General features: G+C 63.4%; 15 protein-coding genes. 9 read left to right on the top strand and 6 right to left on the bottom strand.

The genetic code is table 11. The annotated features are described in order from the left end of the window. The 4 genes from Q1A20_RS22065 to Q1A20_RS22080 all read left to right on the top strand — a co-directional run. Window positions 1-425 (top strand): hypothetical protein (locus Q1A20_RS22065; RefSeq protein ID WP_299918750.1); only part of this gene is annotated, 425 nt, incomplete at its 5' end. Then, a complete protein-coding gene (locus tag Q1A20_RS22070; protein WP_299410238.1) occupies window positions 422-1,741 on the top strand; it encodes a Gfo/Idh/MocA family oxidoreductase in 1,320 nt (439 codons plus the stop codon). The genes Q1A20_RS22065 and Q1A20_RS22070, both read left to right, overlap by 4 nt. A 12-nt stretch (window positions 1,742-1,753) precedes the next feature. Beyond that, complete coding sequence (locus tag Q1A20_RS22075; RefSeq protein ID WP_299410236.1) at window positions 1,754-3,031, top strand: glycosyltransferase family 4 protein; 1,278 nt, start codon at window positions 1,754-1,756, stop codon at window positions 3,029-3,031. 1 nt (window position 3,032) lies between these two features. Beyond that, window positions 3,033-4,391, top strand: coding sequence for an oligosaccharide flippase family protein (locus Q1A20_RS22080; protein WP_299918752.1), 1,359 nt, complete (start codon window positions 3,033-3,035; stop codon window positions 4,389-4,391). Window positions 4,392-4,407: 16 nt separating this feature from the next. Here Q1A20_RS22080 and Q1A20_RS22085 read toward each other — a convergent pair whose 3' ends face one another. From Q1A20_RS22085 to Q1A20_RS22105, 5 genes are all read right to left on the bottom strand, one after another. Further along, window positions 4,408-5,370 (bottom strand): glycosyltransferase, encoded by a 963-nt coding sequence (locus Q1A20_RS22085; protein WP_299918754.1) that lies wholly within the window; start codon window positions 5,368-5,370, stop codon window positions 4,408-4,410. Further along, window positions 5,367-6,221 (bottom strand): sulfotransferase, encoded by an 855-nt coding sequence (locus Q1A20_RS22090; protein ID WP_299918756.1) that lies wholly within the window; start codon window positions 6,219-6,221, stop codon window positions 5,367-5,369. The genes Q1A20_RS22085 and Q1A20_RS22090 overlap by 4 nt, the downstream gene beginning before the upstream one ends. After that, entirely contained in the window at window positions 6,221-7,186 is a 966-nt protein-coding gene (locus Q1A20_RS22095) for a glycosyltransferase family 2 protein (protein ID WP_299918758.1), read from the bottom strand. Before Q1A20_RS22095 ends, Q1A20_RS22090 begins: the two co-directional genes overlap by 1 nt. Before the next feature lies 1 nt (window position 7,187). Continuing rightward, on the bottom strand, window positions 7,188-8,732 hold the full coding sequence (locus tag Q1A20_RS22100) for a hypothetical protein (RefSeq protein WP_299918760.1): 1,545 nt from the start codon (window positions 8,730-8,732) through the stop codon (window positions 7,188-7,190). A gap of 81 nt (window positions 8,733-8,813) precedes the next feature. Continuing rightward, window positions 8,814-9,593 (bottom strand): WecB/TagA/CpsF family glycosyltransferase, encoded by a 780-nt coding sequence (locus Q1A20_RS22105; protein WP_299410227.1) that lies wholly within the window; start codon window positions 9,591-9,593, stop codon window positions 8,814-8,816. 415 nt (window positions 9,594-10,008) lie between these two features. Here Q1A20_RS22105 and Q1A20_RS22110 point away from each other — a divergent pair, with 415 nt between their 5' ends. From Q1A20_RS22110 to Q1A20_RS22125, 4 genes are read left to right on the top strand one after another with little or no spacing between them, the layout of a single operon-like run. Continuing rightward, entirely contained in the window at window positions 10,009-10,269 is a 261-nt protein-coding gene (locus tag Q1A20_RS22110) for a hypothetical protein (protein WP_298976346.1), read from the top strand. Beyond that, window positions 10,269-11,705, top strand: coding sequence for a hypothetical protein (locus tag Q1A20_RS22115; RefSeq protein ID WP_299410225.1), 1,437 nt, complete (start codon window positions 10,269-10,271; stop codon window positions 11,703-11,705). Before Q1A20_RS22110 ends, Q1A20_RS22115 begins: the two co-directional genes overlap by 1 nt. Before the next feature lie 3 nt (window positions 11,706-11,708). After that, complete coding sequence (locus Q1A20_RS22120; protein ID WP_299410224.1) at window positions 11,709-13,247, top strand: hypothetical protein; 1,539 nt, start codon at window positions 11,709-11,711, stop codon at window positions 13,245-13,247. Between the two features lie 9 nt (window positions 13,248-13,256). Further along, the gene (locus Q1A20_RS22125) at window positions 13,257-16,124 is read left to right on the top strand and encodes a hypothetical protein (protein WP_299918763.1); all 2,868 of its coding nucleotides are present in this window, start codon (window positions 13,257-13,259) and stop codon (window positions 16,122-16,124) included. Window positions 16,125-16,142: 18 nt separating this feature from the next. Here the strand turns inward: Q1A20_RS22125 and Q1A20_RS22130 are convergent, their stop codons facing one another. Further along, the gene (locus Q1A20_RS22130) at window positions 16,143-16,847 is read right to left on the bottom strand and encodes a sulfotransferase family protein (protein WP_299410221.1); all 705 of its coding nucleotides are present in this window, start codon (window positions 16,845-16,847) and stop codon (window positions 16,143-16,145) included. Window positions 16,848-17,016: 169 nt separating this feature from the next. Between Q1A20_RS22130 and Q1A20_RS22135 the strand changes: the two genes are divergently transcribed. Further along, window positions 17,017-17,907 (top strand): sulfotransferase, encoded by an 891-nt coding sequence (locus Q1A20_RS22135; RefSeq protein ID WP_299410219.1) that lies wholly within the window; start codon window positions 17,017-17,019, stop codon window positions 17,905-17,907. Window positions 17,908-17,912 lie beyond the last annotated feature (5 nt).

Here is a 17,912-nt window from a genome sequence, read left to right on the forward strand (position 1 = left end):
GTGGTGCGCTCTCCACCTTACGCGCCAGCCTGCGCGCGGGCGGGATCGACGGGGCTGCGATCTACGGCACGAAAGCGACACTGCGGATCGCTGGCCCGGCCTATCGCCCCACCGGGGCCGTGCTCTATCGCACGCATGTCGGGCCCGCGGTCACCGGCCCGAAAGGGCCACGGCGGCTCGAGGGGCTGCGCGAGAGCGCCATGGGTCTGCGGCTGTCGCGAGGACTGGCGGCGCTGCGGCGGCGTGGAGAGCGCCTCGGCGCCCCGTTCTCCGGCAACGGCTATCACTACCAAGCCCGCGCCGTGATGCAGGCGGTGGCCGCAGGGCGCACCGAGGATCCGCGCATGAGCCTTGCCGAAAGCGTTGAGATCATGGCGATGATCGACACAGCCCGTGCGGGCTGGTCCGGCGAGGGCACCTCATGAAGATCGGCGTCATCGGATGTGGCTATGTGTTCGATCACTATATGACCACCCTGCCCCAGCATCCTGGGCTGGAGATCGCCGGCGTGGCGGATCGCAACATGGACCGCGCCCGGCAGGTGGGGGATTATTATGGTCTGCACGTCTATGAGGATGCCAGCGCCCTGCTGGCGGATGATGACATCGGTATCGTGGCCAATTTCACCTCGATTGAATCGCATGGGGCGGTCACACGGGCCGCACTTGAGGCGGGCAAGCACGTCTATTCCGAAAAACCCTTTGTCACCGATATGGCAGAGGCGCAGGCCTTGGCCGATCTGGCCCATGAAAAAGGGCTGCGGCTCTCCTGCGCGCCCTCCAATGCGCTCAGCCCAACGGTCCAGACCCTGTGGAAAGCGGTGGAGGACGGCGCGGTTGGCGATGTGCGCATGGTCTATGCGGAGTTCGACGACAACCCGGTCTATCTGCTGGCGCCGGCAAGCTGGCGGTCACGCTCCGGCGCGCCCTGGCCTTACTTACATGAATACGAGATGGGCTGCACCTGGGAACATGTGGGCTATCACCTGACCTGGATGTGCGCGATCTTCGGACCGGTGCGCGCGGTCACCGCCTTTTCCAAAGCCACCCTGCCCGACAAGACGGATGAGCCGCTCAATCCCGCGGGCACGCCGGATTTCTCCATCGCCGCGCTGGATTTCGAAAGCGGGGTGGTGGGGCGCATCACCTGCTCGATTGCCGCGCCGACCGATCACCGGATGCGGATCATCGGCAACAAGGGCGTGGTCAGCGCCGATACCTATCGCGATTATCATTGCCCGGTGTACCTCGAAGGGTTCACGCCCTTTACGCTGAAGGCGCGCAATGCCCGCAGCATCCGCAATAATTCCCTGTTGCAGAGCCTGTTTTCCGTAGGCGGGCGCCGGGTACCGCTGGCGGAAAGCCCCGCCCCGGGATCGACCCGCATCGTGCGCGAGACGGGATCGCCCTTCTCGCCGAAGGACTGGCTGAAACGCCTGCGTCGGGCGCAGCTGGGCCAGCAGGACAAATGCATCGGGCTGGCGGAACTGGTGGAGGCCATCGCCATGGACCGCGCGCATTTCCCCGCGCCCGATTTCACCCTGCACCTGACCGAACTGACCCTGGCCATTCAGAGTGCCGGGCCCGATGGCGCCAGCCAGGTGTTGAAAACCCGCTTTGATCCGCTGCCCCTGCCCGCGCGCACAAAAGCCGCTGGCCCCGATTACACCGCCTGGACCAGACCCGCCCCGATGACCCGCGCCCTGCAGGGCGTGCTGTCCAAACTGCGCACCCTGAAATAGCCCCGGAGCCTCATGTCTTCGCCGTCGAAACTCCCCCGCATTGCCTATCTGACCGGTCAATATCCGGAGGTTTCGCTGACCTTCATCCTGCGCGAGGTGGAGGCGTTGCGCGATCTGGGGGCCGAAGTGCTGACCTGTTCGATCCGCCGCACCCCGCCCGAACAGCACCCCGGCCCGGCGGAAAAGGAAGCCGCCGCGACCACGTTTCATGTGCTGGAAGTGGCACGCAACCCAGCACGGCTGCTGGCGGCACAGGCCTATCTGATCACCCGTCCGGGGCGTTACTTTGCCACGCTGATGCTGGCGCTGCGCAGTGGCGCGCCGGGGATCAAGGCACGGGCTTACCAGCTGATTTTCTTCATCGAGGCCACGATCCTCGCCCGGCATCTCGAAGCCGAAAAGGTCACCCATCTGCACAATCACTTCGTCTTTGGCAGCGCCACGGTGGCGATGCTGACCTCGGAGCTCACCGGCATTCCCTACAGCTTCACCCTGCACGGGCCTGCGGACCTCTTTGAACCCACCCGCTGGCGGCTGGACGCCAAGACCGCCCGGGCGAAATTCGTCTCTACCATCAGCCATTTTGCCCGCAGCCAGCTGATGTTTTTCTCCGATCCCGCCCATTGGGACAAGATCCGCATTATCCATTGCGGGGTGACGCCCGCGCTCTATGAAACAGCCGCTGGTCCCGCCCTGCCGCCCCGCAGCCCGGATGAAATCCGGTTGCTCTTTGTCGGGCGGCTGGCGCCGGTCAAGGGGCTGCGGGTGCTGCTGGCCGCCCTGACGGAGCTTTCCGATCTGCCTAATCTGCGGCTGGTGCTGGTGGGCGACGGGCCGGACCGCGCACGGCTCGAGGCCGCCGCCGCACCCTTGGGGGATCGCGTCACATTCACCGGTTACCTGTCACAGACAGAAGTGGCCCAAGCGCTGCAGGCCTGCGATATCTTCGTGCTGCCCAGCTTTGCCGAAGGCGTGCCGGTGGTGCTGATGGAAGCGCTGGCCAGCGAAAAACCGGTGATTGCCACGCAGGTTGCAGGCGTGGGCGAGCTGGTCGAAGAGGGGCAAAGCGGCTTTCTCGTCCCGCCCGGCGATGCAGAGACACTCGCCGACCGCATCCGCACATTGGTGGGTGACCCCGAGCTGCGCGCCGCCATGGGGCAACATGGGCGGGCAAAGGTCGTGACCGATTTCGACATCCGCATCGAGGCCGCACGGCTGGCCACCCTTTTTGCGGGGGCCGCGGGCGAGGATATCCGTCCGGCCCCCCACGCGCGCGACGGGGACAGATGACGTGAAACGCCTTGTGCAGTCTCTGATATCCGGGGGAGATCTGAAATCCAGATCGCTCCGGGGCACGATGCTGACGATGCTGTCCTTTGGCGGCACCAACGCGCTGCGGCTGGCCTCCAACCTCATCCTGACACGGATCCTTTTCCCTGAAGCCTTCGGGATGATGGCGCTGGTGCAGGTTTTCATCACCGGGCTGCGGATGTTTTCTGACACCGGCATCCGCACCTCGATCATGCAGAACCCGCGCGGCGATGACCCGGATTTTCTCAACACCGCCTGGACGCTGCAGATCATTCGCGGGGTGATCCTGTGGCTTTTGACCTGCGCCATCGCCCTGCCGGTGGCCAATCTTTATGATGAGCCGATGCTGGCGCAGCTCCTGCCGGTGGTGGGTCTGGGCACGCTGATCGCGGGGTTCACCACCACCAATGTCGCCACCGCGGGCCGGCACATGCACCTGGGCCGCACCACCGCCATTGATCTCGGCACCCAGGCCTTCGGCGTTGTCGCCATGGTGTTGCTGGCGCTCTGGCTGGAATCGGTTTGGGCACTGGTCTTCGGCAGCCTGATCGGCTCCGTGGTCACGGTCATCGTGCAGGGGCTGGTGATGCCGGGCATCCGCAACCGGCTGCGCTGGGACAGATCGGCGGTCAGCGATCTCTTTCATTTCGGCAAGTTCATCTTTCTCAGCACCGCCGTCACCTTCATGATTTCCCAGGGCGACAAGGCCATTCTGGGGGGCTACATCTCGTTGGCGGAGCTGGGGGTCTATAACATCGGCTATTTCCTGGGGTCTCTGCCGCTGGTGCTGATGGGGGTGATCAACGGGCGCATCGTTTTCCCGCTCTACCGGCTCAAACCCATCGCCGAGAGCCCAGAAAACCGGGCCAAGGTTTTCAAGGCGCGGCGCATGGTGATGGCGGGGGGGCTGCTGCTGACGGCGGTCTTTGGCTATGGCGGCATCGCCCTCATCGATCTGATGTATGATGATCGCTATGCGCTGGCGGGGCCGGTGGTGGTGCTCTTGAGCCTGACGATGGTGCCGCAGCTGGTGATCAAGACCTATGGCGCGGTGCTGCTGGCAGCGGGCGATTCCAAAAACTTCTTCACGCTGAACTGTTCCACGGCCGTCTTGCAGACCGTGCTGATGTTCGCGGGTGCCACCTGGTTCGGCATCTTCGGCGTCATGCTGGCGCCGCCGATCGCGATCCTGCTGACCAATCCGCTGCGCATCTATTACGTGCGCAAATACAATGCCTGGGATGCCAAGGCGGATGGGTTTTTCATGACCACCGGGTTCATCGTCAACGGGCTGGCCTGCTGGCTGCATTGGGATGAGATCGTGAAACTGATGGGGTAACCCCCCTTATCAGGCTCTATTTATACTCGATCAGGCGGCTTTTCTGGCCGGTCAGCCGTTTCAACCCATATTCCAGCACGCCCAGAGCTTCGGGGATATTGCCCAGCGTCAGGAAAAACGCGCGCGGCCCATCGATGCCGCGCCGCATCAGGCGCAGGATTTTCAGCGGCCAGAGCAGTGTGAGCAATAACGCCAAAGGCGTGATGAAAAGACCGATCAACACGATAAGCGGCAGGCCTGCGCCCCAGATCAGCGCGCGCCGGGTCTGAGCCACGTTATGGCGTTCCGGCGCGGCCCCATGCAATGCGGCCCCCTCGGCAAAGGCGTGCCCGGCCCGGCGGGTGCGTTTCCACCACTGGCCAAAGCGGGTCAGCGCGGCGTCATGCCAGGTCATCTCCGCGTCGAGCCGCCAGATTTTCCAGCCCGCTTGGCGCAGGCGCACGCAGAGCTCCGGTTCCTCGCCCGCAATGAGGTCAGGGTTGTAGCGGCCCACTGCCTCGACAGCGGCTACCCGCATCAGCGCATCGCCACCGCAGGCGCGGGCCGCACCCACGCCCGTGTCCCATTCGTGATCCGTCAGCCGGTTATAAAGCGAGGCTTCGGGAAACCGTTCGCGCCTGCGACCACAGACCACCGCCACCTCCGGGTGCGCGTCGAGAAAACCCAACGCCTGTGCCATCCAGCCGTCGCGCATTTCACAATCACCATCGATGAACTGCACCAAATCGGGCGGATCTGGCCGCTCCAGCAGGGCGGCAAGCCCGGCGTTGCGGGCGCGCGCCGCGGTAAAGGGGTGATCGGTATCCAGCAAGACCACCTCGGCCCCGGCCTCCTCTGCTGCGGCCACCGAGCCGTCGTCCGAGCCGGAATCCACATAGATGATCGGCGCGGCCCGCCCCTTCAGCGCTGCCAGACAGCGGATCAGCCGCGCGCCTTCGTTGCGCCCAATCACCACCGCCCCGGCCCGCGAGACCGTCATTGCGGCACGAACCCGTAGGCCAGCGGCAGCGCGGGATGATCCGGAAACAACGCCGCCAAGGCAGTGCGATCCGGGGCAAACCGCTGTTCCAGTTCCCGGCGCAGGCTTTGCGGCAATTCAGGACGGTCGCCATGGGTGCGGGCTTTGCGGATCTTTGCCCGCAGAGCGGGGGGCACCAATCCGCGCCGTAGCGCGCGGGCCACCGGGTTAGCCACCAGCAGGCGGTGCAGCGGCAGGCGTCGGAACCGCTCGGATGAGACATTCTGCGCGCCCAACCCATGGTCCCAAATGAGCGGGGTGCTGCTGCCGATATGTGGCCCTATACGGGCCAAAACGCCATCCGGATCGCTTGTCAGCTCTTCCAGACTGGTCAGCAGGATCGCGTCCAGCCCAAAGCGCTCGATGAAGGGGGCCAGTTGCATCGGATAATGGCTATAGGCCACAAGTTCGGGGTGGTCGGCAAAGGCGGCAACCGGATCGTCGCCCATCCGCCCCTCGCTCCATTCGTGGATGTAATGCGAGACCGCCCGCGCCACCGGATCGCGGATCACATAGATCAGCTTGGGCGCAGGCACCATGTCAGCCAGCCGCGCCACGGTCTGCGGATAGGTGGGCAGCTTGGTGTAATGGGTGCTGGCCTCGCCTGTCAGATCGCCCGGGGCGGCAGCGTCAAAAAGCGCCTGATACCACTCGGGGCCTTTGGCAAAGACATCGTCATCGGAGAAATAATTCGGCTCCTTCGGCGTGGTCATGAAGATGCCCGCCTGGGCGGCCAACTGCGCCTGCAGCGTCGTGGTCCCTGATTTCATCGCCCCGATGATCAGAAAATCCGGCTCCTGCCCCGCTGTCATCACATCTCCCATGGGGCGTAGCGCGGGCCCAGCGGATTGCCGGCGTTGATCCAGATGTCGCGCCCTTCAGAGGCGGCCATCGGGGCCACGCGTTTGCCCACCAGCCGGGTCAGGTGCTTGATGCTGCGGCCTGCATACCACAGCAGATTGGCCGCGATCAGGCCACTGCGCCCATGCGCCTGATAGAGAAACCGCGTGCGCGAGCTGTAGAAATAGCGCGGCAGGCGCGCGCGTTCCTTGGCCAGCGTCTTGACCGGGCCGGAGCCGCCGCGGAAATGCACCGCAACCGCTTGCGGCACATGCGCCACGCGCCAGCCCGCCCGATGCGCCCGCAGGCAATATTCGACATCTTCGTAATAGAGGAAATACCCCTCATCCATGGGCCCAAGCGCGCGCACCATCTCGCCGCGCAGCAGGATGCAGGCAAAGCTGGCCCATTCGATCTGCGCCGGATCCGGGTCCGGCCCAAGCGAGACCTCATGGGTCTTGAACATCCGGGTGACGAAACCGGTGCGGGCACTGCGGATGAATTCGCTCAAAGGACCGGGAAAGCGGAAGCAGCTGTCCTGCACGCCGCCATCGTCATATTCGATGCGCGGCGCAAAAAACCCCGCCTGGGGATCTGCCTTCGCTGCCGCCAGGATATTGCCCAGAAAGCCGGGCCGCAAAACCGCATCGGAATTGAGCACCAGATAGAAATCCGCCTCGGCGGCGGCGATGCCCTGATTGTGGCCCCCTGAAAAGCCGGAATTCGTCTGCGACAGCACCAGGCTGACGGGCGTGCCTGTCGGCTGGGCCGCGATCCAATCGGCAATCATCTCGGCAGAGCCATCGCCCGAGAGGTTATCTACAACAACCACATGGCCGTTGATCTCCCCCATATCCGCCAGCACCGAGGCCACACATTGCAGGGTCAGATCCGCGGTGCGGAAGTTGATGATAGACACAACGATGTCGTAGGGCATGTCAGCTTTCCGAGCCTCTGGACGTGCGGCGGTTCGAGGACCCGCGGGCGTATCCCGATTTTCCCCTCAGCGGCGTCACATTCGGGGGGGGCCGGTGTTTCTCCGGGCGGGGCCTGCTGTATTGCCGGATCCGTTCAAAGACCTGTGCGACAGGTTGTGACGTTGTGCGCGAATGCAGCACCGCCTCCTGTTCCAGCCGCCCCAGCAGCGCCCCCGCAATCAGCCAGGTGATATTTGTCAGCCCCGCATTCGGAATGAGATCGACCAGATTGCCCGCCAAAATCAGACAGAGCGCCGAGGTGGCCCGGGATATCTCGTATTTTTGTCGTCGCAACATCATCAGCACGATGGGGATGGTCAGCAGGCCAAAGCGACTGAGGTATCCAAACCACCCCTCCCCGCCGATGCTGATGGTCCAGCGGCCATCGGTGGTGCTGACGTCCCGGCCGCGGGAATCGTAGACCCGGAAGCGGCCCCAGCCGCCCCAGCCAAAGAGCGGCCGGTCATTGGCCTTCTCCAGCAGGATATCCTCGTTGTTGAAACGGAATTGCAGCGAGTTCGCCCGCTGCGGATTGATCTTTTCGATCACCTGAACCACCTGATCGGTGGGGACCAGCCCGCTGCCGCGCAACATCGGATAAAGCAGCACGGTGATGGCAATGATGGCCGCCACCAGCACCTGCATCCGCGCCGTGAAAATCAAAATCACTGGCGCCAGAAAAGTGACGATGATCAGGGAGGTCATGCTCTTTGACAAGAGCAGGGCCAGGGCGACCCAGATGATCATGGCCCAGAGCCTGGGTTTCTTCTCTGGCGCGGAGACCCGCATATAGGCGATGGCCGCCATCAGCGCGCAGGCCATGAAGATGCTCAACCAGAGCCCGTGCCGGATAAAGACCAGCGGCCGGAACCCGTCACCGCGAATGTTCTGGCGCCAGGAGGCGGGGTAGTACCCGTAGACGATATTGTTCAACTGCGGCGACATCCGCACCTCGTAAAGCACCAGGAAGGCATAGGCGAACCCGGCGAGGGCCAGCACCATCAGCAGGTCCTTGTGGGCGTCATCCGTGGCCAGGCATTTGCGGGCCACGAGCAAAGGCAGCAAGGTGATGACCAGCGTCATCAGATTGGAAAAAATATCGTAGGTGCGCAGCCCGGGGATCGCGAGCGAGCCATAAACCAGCCTGTCGCCATTTGTCACCACGGTCATCACCGTGCTCAGAACCAGGCAGAAAAACAGCAACCGTCCCGCGGGATGGCGCGGCAGCCAGCCGGTCAACACTGGCGAGGCGGCCACCTGTTGCCCCCGGGTGCCGGAGACAGCGTCGCGCGATACCCGCAGCAGCACAAAGAGCGTCACCGCAAGGACGGGTATGGAATGTTTGTCGAACTGCGGCAAGAGCGGCAGGTCCAGCCGCGGGCCGAAGGGCAGCAGTAGATAACCTGCAATGATCGACCAACAGATGGCCAAAGGCAGGCTCAGCCGTTTGAACAGGATCAGGGCGACAATCGGCCAGCAGTAGATCACCAGATGGGGGGGCAACATCGCGTCAGACCTGCAAAAGCTGGCGCGCCGTCAGGCGGGCACAGGGGCCGGGTGGCGTTTTATGACAGATATTGCACATCATCAGACAGGTTTCTGACCTCCCTTGAGCCGGATTCTGAGGGACCGGTGCAACAGGCGGGGCAGGATGGCGATGCAGGCGCCGTAGCGGCGCGCCAGACGCCGCGGGTTCGAGGCCAGACGCCAGAGCCATTCTGCCGCCAGCGCCCGCACCAGCCGGGGCGCGCGCACCTGCTGGCCGGAGATGAAATCGAGCCCCGCCCCGATGGAGACAAACCCCATCTGCGGCAACTGCTGCGCGGCATGTGCGGCAAAGATCTCCTGTTTTGGTGCCCCCAGCGCCAGAAAACACAAGCCCGCCCCGGAGGCGGCAAGCGCCGCGATATGTTCTTCGGCCTCAGGGCCTGTCGGATCGAACCCCATTTGCGGGGCGATCCGGGCGGCCACCTGCAGGTCCGGATAGCGCCTGCGCAAAGACTGTGCTGCGGCTTCCAGCGAGCTTTCGGTGGACCCCAAAAGGGCAATGGGCACCCCGCAGCGCGCGGCAATCCCGGCCAGCGGATCGACCAGTTCGGAACCGGGCACCAGCGACACCTGCTGGCCTGCGATCCGCGAAAACCAGACAATCGGATTGCCGTCCGCGGTCACATGGGTCTGACGTTGATAGGCTTTGCGAAAGCTGGGCAGGCTGCGCAGCTTGGTGACATGATCGAGGTTGAGCGTGGCCACACTGAAGCCCTGCGCCGCCCGCAACCGCGCTTCCAGATCGGTCAAAAGGACGTCGCGCGCCTCGACGTTCACCACCACGGCATCCTCCTGGCACATATCGGACCAACGCATCATTACTCTTTCACCTCATCCGGGTCAGGCCGCTAAACCATTACCCTACCCAGTAATCTACAAAAAAATGTGTCCAAATCGGGGATCTGGCCACAGACGGTAAAAAATCCGCCGATCATCGTCCTTCGCCCGCAAAATACGCAATAAGCGGCAGCGCAGCAATGGTACCGCGCGGTGCATATCAGCAATGGTAACGAATTTATAACACTTTGCCCTCTCCGGAAGGGGGCACCCATGCAGAACGGTGATTTTCTGACAGCAACAGAAGCGGTTTCATCCGCTGATGCCCGGCGCCACCACGGCGCTGGCGGCATGCCTCATGCAGAAAGCACCCTCCCCGTTTCTCCAATCAGATCAAGTTCACCACCGATACTCCGGGCGGCGCACATGCAACCGGACACCAGAAAGGACATCTCCCATGGCTGATAAATTCTCCAGTTTCTCAGAAGGTCTCAACAGTCCGCCAGCATGCCTGGACGCCGTCATACCCGATGACAATACCGATCTGGCCTTTGCCAGCCGGAGCCTCAATGTCGCCACCGCAGGGAACGTGCGGGTCACCACCACCAATGATGACACCCAGACGCTCTATATCGCAGCGGGCATCGCCTTTCCGGTGCGGGCCAAACGCATCCACGCGACCGGCACTGACGCCACTGGCATTGTGGCGATGTACTGATGATCGGAGTTGGCATCGCCCTCGGCCAAGGGGCTTCGCAGGCAGGCGGCATGATCAGCGCAGGGCCGCCGCGCCCTACTCCTGCCATCACCGTTGCGACCGGAGGGCTCGTGCCAGCCGTATCGCGGCTTTATGAAGGTCAGTCCACAGCAGACATGGTGGGCTATGCCACGATGATCTCTGCGGCGAACTTCTCCTCCAACATCGGCCCTATCGCCAGTGTAGACGTCACCTTTCTGGGCAGCGCCACCGCAGCAGATGCCCCGCTGGCGGAAGGTGAAACAGCCGGGTTTTCCCTGCGGGTCACCGACAGCGACGGCAATAGCCAGACCTTCAGCAGCGGCCTCACAACGGTTGAGTATCTCTACCGCGATGTGACGACGGCAACCAATGAGCTGGGGCTGGACATCAACGACCTGGTCGACGATGCCGTCAACATCACCTTCACCCTATCGGGGTTCACCGGGGATAACATCCATTACAACGATGATTACACGTTTACCGCAGGCTACCTGCGGGCAACGAACCCGATCACCGGCACCCAGAAGATCAATTTCGACGGGCTGGCAGCGGATCTGGAAGAAGCGGATGTGCTGCGCGCAAACGAAGGGCTCTGGGTCTCCGACACCGGCGCGCTCACCCTGACCCATCAGTTCATGCGCGACGGGGTTGCCATTGCCGGGGCAACCGGCCCGACACACGCAATTACTGCAGCGGACATCGGCACGGCCCTCACGCTGCAGGTCACGGCGGATGACGGGGTAAACCCGGCCGTCACGACCACCTCCGGCGCCACCCAAATTCCGGCGTCCGGACTGTCCCATGACTTCCTGGGCAGCGCCTATAACGGCAGCGGCGATGCCTCCAATACCTTTGATTTCAGCGGTTCCGGCATTCAGCCCGGCGACACGCTCTACATTGGCTGCCTGGCCCAGCACACCAACAATGCCCGACAGATCAACGGCGTGCGCCTGAATGGCGGGCCGCTGGTTGCACCACGCGATGAAACCGCCAATGACGCGGCCACAAGCACCAATGTCTGTGCCTGCTGGTGTGAACTGACGGCCCCGGCCTCCCCCACCATGACCATTGCGCTGGAAAGCAATGTTGCCCCCGCCCGCAGTATGCTCGCGGTCTACCGCGTGCCCGGGGCCACCACGGTGACCGACCATGCCGCTGTGAACGATACCGACAGCGACACCGTGAGCAGCACCATCAGCACCGCAACAGGTGACGTCATCCTGGCCATTGCCACGGATAAGGACGGGGCCCCGGCCTCCTGGACGGGTGTGAGCGGCAATACCAACCGGGGCGGCGACCGCTTCGAGGCAGGCTCCCAGGCGGTCACGGCAACGGATGCCAATTACACAGTGGCCTATGTCGCCACCACAAGCAGCGACAGCGTTCTGGCAGCCCTCAACCTCAGCGGAGCATAAAAAATGGGTATTATCCTGAAATTACCTGCTGCGCTGAAGGGCACGAATGTCACCTTCACGCGGCCCAACGGGGTCACACGGGTTCTCAACAACTATGCCATTGTGAACTCGACCATCACCGTGGCCAGCGCTGGGGTGACCCCGGCGCTCTCGCCGCTCGTGGCCGGGCAATCCGTCAGCGACGTCGCAAATTTCGCGACCATCATGAATCCGGCCAACTATGCGACGGATTTCCCCGGCGGCACCATCACCCGTGTCGAGGCGCTGGTGATCGTCGGGATCAGCCCGCCAGGGGCCTATACCGCGGACACCCCGCTGCAGGCGGATGATATTGTCGAGCTGGTGATCCGCGTGACGGACAGCAACGGCACCGTCACCGATTTTGACACGGTCGACACCATCGTGCAGTCCGCCACCGCGGGATATTCGGTCACCATCACCGCCGGGCGCTATGCGCGGGTGACCATCTCTCCGGGCTATATCGGCGTCACAATCGCACTCGAGATCACCGGGGCCGGGATTTATGATGGCGTCTATGCCGATCTGCCGGTGACCGCCTTTGCCGATGGCGCAGCCCCCTATATCTTCCCCGGCACTTCGCAGATCGTCCTGCCCGCTACGCGCTCAGACGCCAGCGAATTGGTCGCCGGCGATGTGCTGACCATCTACCCCGGTCTGGTGGCCACCGAGAACGAGGATACCGTGCTGACCTCCTCGGTGAAGGCCGACGGGATCGAGATCGCCTCGCACACCGGGATCGACCCCTTCGATGTGATCCTGACCCCCTCCCAGAACGGCAAGACCATCACCCTTGATGTCACCGCAGATGACGGGGTCAACCTGCCGATGATCAGCACCGCAACCACCATTGCCGTGCCCATCCCGGTCTCGGCCGGGCCGCTGTCGCTCAACCTGATCGACACGGTCACCGTGCCCACGCTTGCCAGCGGGAGCACGCTGACCGTGGCGGCGGTTGATTTATCGGCGGTGCCGCAGGACGACTATGTGCATGCCTTCATGATGATCCGGACCTCGCCAGCCCTGGCCCCGATCGTCGGGATGTCGGTCGACGGGGTGCCCGCGACGCTGCTGGAGAAATCCCGGGATCTGGTCAGCACCCGTGTCGAGGTCGCCGCCTTCCGGTTTCAGCGTGGCGCCAACACAACGCCCGACATCGTGCTCGCCTTCGAGGACAACGCCGATGTCGACAATTGCCAGCTCAAGATCTGCCATATCGAAAACTATCTCGGTGAATTCACCACCGCCTCCGATGAAGCGCAGACCGATCAGACCCTCGACATCAGCCTTGGCGTTCCCGATGCCGGCATGGTCATTGCCGCGGCGGCAAATGAAAGCGGCAACCTCTCGGGCAGCTTCACCGGGGCGACCCGGTTGACAGCGGCCGACAGCACCTTCCGAGGAGACGGGGGGTTCATGCTTGGCACCCATCTGTCGGACACGCTGGAAACCCCCCGGACGGTCACCTTCAATTCTGCCTCCTCAAGTGCCCACAACGCGGCTGTTGCCGTCTGCGTCTATTAAGGAAACTTCATGTCAGCTGTTATCAAAGGATTCCCCGTGGGGTCTGCCCCCACGATTGGGGCGCTCACGGTCAAAGACTATGCCACCCCGCCGGACGGCGCCGAAGACCTCCTGACCCTGCGCCAGAATACGGTGGCCCTGCCGGATAACCCGGAAAGTTTCGAGATCACCTCCGCCCCCCCTCTCGGGCGCTACCATGTGCGCTCCGATGGCCTGCTGGGGGTCGATCTGACGGATGTGCAGACCGCGGATGAACTGACGCTGGAATATAACGACACCACTGGCGGCGGCTCTGTCCCCAAGACGTTCCTGTTCAAGCCGCAACAGGGCAAGGAGCGCTTTGGCTGGGGCAAGGGGCGGCATTACATGCTGCCCAAGGACGCCCAGGACAAGGTGATCTGGGAACCGGTACCGATCAACCGCCGGGACATGCATGTCTCCACCTCCGGTCTGAGCATTGCCGATATCGAAACGCGCGAAGGCGAAAACATGACCGCGCAGAAGCTGAAGGATCAGGTTGCTGCGGTCGGCACGGATATTCCGCAGGCCAATGGTGTGCTGAAATACGGCGAAATCCCCGAGCTTGCCATTCAGGAAGAGCCCGCCAAACTGGTCTGGCGGATCCTGGCCGAGCAGGAAGGACCCGGCTGCTGGCAGCTGCTCTTCAAGGCCGGAGAGCGCTTCACCGCCTGGAGCGGCGGCGGCGGGCGTGAAATGCGCGGCCTGAGCCCCATTCACCCGATGCGGATCGGCACCTATGGCGGCGACGAGGTCGCCACGCTGACCAACCTGCCGTCTTATGACAACTGCATCCTCCAGGGTAAATTCCGCATCCTCAGCCCGGTGAAGGAACCGGGCAAGCAGTTCTATCTCTTTGAAGATGTCGATTTTGCCCGCCAGCCTGCCTTTGTCACCGGCAAGGTGACGCAGAAATTCGTCACCGGGCGGCGCTACACCTGCTATGACATCTATCCCCGCACCCCGGACCCCAACAACAAGAACCCGGCGATCTGGGACGTGAAAGCACCCCATGAGGTCGGCACCTACCTGTCGGGCTTCAACGGCGTGCTGATCGAGGACAGCTTTCAGGATCTGATCGGCTGGGCACCCGATTATGACTACGCCGCCGACATCACCAAACCCTACCCGGTCAACCAGTTCTCGCATTGCCTCTATATCGACGGCGGCAATGCCGACATCACCGTGCGGCGCTCCGGCTACAGCCGCGGGTCGCTAACCGTCTACCAGATGCGCTCGGGCGGGCTCTGGTACGATAACTTCTCGATGGGCTCCAACCAGCAGATGTCGGTGGGCCCGGGCAAGAACGGCGATGACATCAAGGGGTATAACGGCAACCACGCCTATTTCCTGGACAGCACCTTCACCTGGGCCGGGGCCAAGCGTGAAGACATCGACTACATGAACGCCTCCCTGGGCATCCGCAGCCAGTCCTGGCATATTTCCCTGCGCAACTGCCTGCTCATGCATAAAGGAGAGCCGCCGGTCTTTGCGGTGGACCGGGCCTGGCCCTCGGTGCAGCCGGATGGCGCCTATAACTTCAACGGCGGTTCGATGTTCCTCAACGATCTGCTGGTCTACAAATGGACGGACAACCCCGATGAGAACATCGACGGGCTGGATACGGCCACCCTCGATGCCACCACGATCGAGGCCTATAACGACCAGTGGAAATCGGTCACCGGGTCGCATCGCAACGATCTGATTGCCAACCTGCGCGCGCTGGATGAGCCCTGGGTGCAGGCGATGGACATCAATGCCTGGTTCCTGGCGCAGACCGACCGCGCCAAACCGACCCGCACCGACGCCCAGACCATGGTGTTCGAGCCCTTCTTTACCGGGGAAACACCCGGCACCCGCTGGGACATTCGCCTCGACTGGTCCACCTTCACCCTGCCCGGCATCGTCGCGGGCGACAGCGTGGACCTCAACGGCTATCACGTGAACAACTTCGACACGCCGGATCATCCGCTGGTGGATCTGTCCCTGGGCGGCGGCGCGCTGACCCATTGCGGCGGTAGGCTCGACCTGACCGGCGACATTCTGGATGGCGGCGAGATCACCCTCGATGGCGCGGGCCAGCTTTTCATGGAGGGCGGCGCGGTACACTTCGGCGTCGACATGAACGTCGGCATGGGCGCGCGTTTGGCCAATACCGGGGCGCTCACCTTCAATGGTGATCTGCGCGCCTCCGGCACCTCCGAGGTGCTGTTTGGGATCGATGCAGGGGACACATTCGAAATGAACGGCGATCTGACCCTGAGCGGTCAGGTGCGTGTCGGCTTCGACGGCACCGGCGGGGCTGCGTCTTTGACGCTTGGCGCCGGGGCCATCACCACCTTCGAACATGTGTACCGCATGCGGGTGACCCGCGATGACGGAGAATTTGCCAAGGGCAGCGGCGAACCCTTTCTGGGGGACACCGTGACCGGTCTGACCTCTGGCTTCACCGGCGTGATCGAGCATATCGAGACGCTGAGCGATGACGACGAGATGTATTTCCACATCCGGCCCCTCTCGGGCGTGCCGGTCAATGGCGAGGTGATCGAGGGGATGCGCTGGTTTGGCCGCCCGCTGGGGTTCAACAGCGCCACGAACCGCTCCAACATCGCCAAAATCATCTCGGTGCCCAAAGTCATCCTGCCGAAGATCCGGAGCTTCACCTCCGGCCTGCACGGTCTGGCGGATCCTGCCATCACCTCAACGGTGACCCTGGGCGGGACACTGGTGGTGGATGAAACCAACCTGCCCCCCGGCACCTATACCCTGATCGAGGCCGACACGATCACCGGCGCCTTTGCCAGCCAGCCCACCAATGTGGCGGTGACCGGCACCACGGTGCGGTTGATCGTGAATTAAGGCGCAATCGGTTTCGCCCTAGAAGCTGTAGTCCAACAGGGCCACATCCCGCGCATAAAGCTCCGCCACCGTCTGGCGCGCGCGGGCGCTATAGGCCTCGCGGTAGGGCAGATGCTGTGACGGGCGCGCTTTGACAGGCGCGCCCGCCTCCAGTCCCAGCCGGGCGCGCAGCTGCGCCATATCGTCTTCCATCGTCTCGAACCGGCCCAGGAAATCCATCGCATGGGTCCGCGCGCCCGGCATGCAGATCCAATGGCTCTGCGGCCTGAAGTGGTCGTAATAGAGGATCTGCCGCCGCGCCCTGGGGTCTTCGAGCTTGCGCACGAAGCCGTCGAAATCACCGGTATCGGCCAGAAACTGGCGGGCAAACTGATTGTCGCGAAAGGTCGTGCCGGTGCCCTGGCTGAGATAGGAATAGGCCGAGAGCAGCCGGTCCCAGGGGTTGCGCACGAAAGCGAATTTGAAAAACGCAGCCGTGCGTTTCATGTCGTAAGCGGCATATTCGGCAATGCGGCGGTGCCCGCCCGCCGCCTTGGCAGAGCCGTAGACCTCCACCTTGATGCTGGAGCCTGCGGCCTTGGGCACATGGATGAAAATCGCCTCCCGTGCACAGATCGACGGCAAAAAGGGGGATTTGCCCGCCGCCACCCGTGGCAGCACATGCTGCAACAGCGCCGGGGACAGGGTGCCCAGAATAATGTCTTTGGCTCTGGCGTTGATCATCCCGTGCCGTGCGTCCTCTGATCTGCGGTCCCCACCGCAGTTCTTTTACGCAGATTGCTGCGGGGCAGCAAACCCCGGATATGGTTTTGCGCCGCCCATATTGCCGCCCGCCCCTGCCTGCCGCTATAGGGGAGGCGGGGGCAGGCGCAACGAGGATACGACCGCAGGCATGACCGATATCATTTCGCGCACGCTGACCCACCCGCCCGTGGATACGCGTTATATCGCCGGTCTGTGGCATCCCGCCCGCGTCTCGCCGCGCGGGTTCTGGACGGAACTGCGGGTGCTGGGGGCCAGCCTGATCAAACCGGCCAACCGACATGTGCATAAATTCCTGATCATCGGGCGCGCGCGGTCGGGCTCCACCCTGCTGACCCGGCTGCTGAATGACCACCCGCAGGTGCATTGCGGGCGCGAGATCCTGTCGCGCCGGGTGCTCTTTCCGCAGCGTTTTCTCAACCGGCTGGCGCAGAAGACCCCGCAGGCCGCTTACGGGGCCAAGCTGCTGTCCTATCAGATGATCCAGGTGCAGCGGTTCCGGGATCCCGTGGGCTTTCTGCAGGGGCTCGCAGACAGCGGCTTTCGCTTCATCCATTTGGAGCGCGACACCTTTGCCCAGACCTTCTCGCTCGACATCGCCCAGACCCGGCGCATCTACCACCAGCGCGACGAGAGTGCCGCAGGCCAGCGCAACCCGGGCTGGGAGCATGGTGAGAAAATCGCGCAGGCCGCCGCCCCGGTGCAGCTGGATCTGGATGATTTCATCGCCCGGTTGAAATGGAGCGCCCTGCTACTGGAGTATGAACGCCATTGCCTGAGCGGGTTTGACCATATGACCGTGTCTTACGAGACCGACCTGCAGGACCAATCCGCGCATCAGCCGCTGGCCGACCGGGTGTTCGACTGGATCGGCGTGCCCCCGGCCCCGACCCCGGTCGCAGGCGGCATGAAGAAAATCCTGCCCGCCGACCCGCGCGAAATGATCACCAATTACGAGGCCCTGGCCGACAGGCTGCACCGCGAGGGGCTGTCAGACCTGCTGCCCGCGCCCCCTTCATGAGACAG

Origin of the sequence: uncultured Roseobacter sp., from assembly GCF_947501835.1 — a bacterium.
GTDB lineage: Bacteria > Pseudomonadota > Alphaproteobacteria > Rhodobacterales > Rhodobacteraceae > Roseobacter.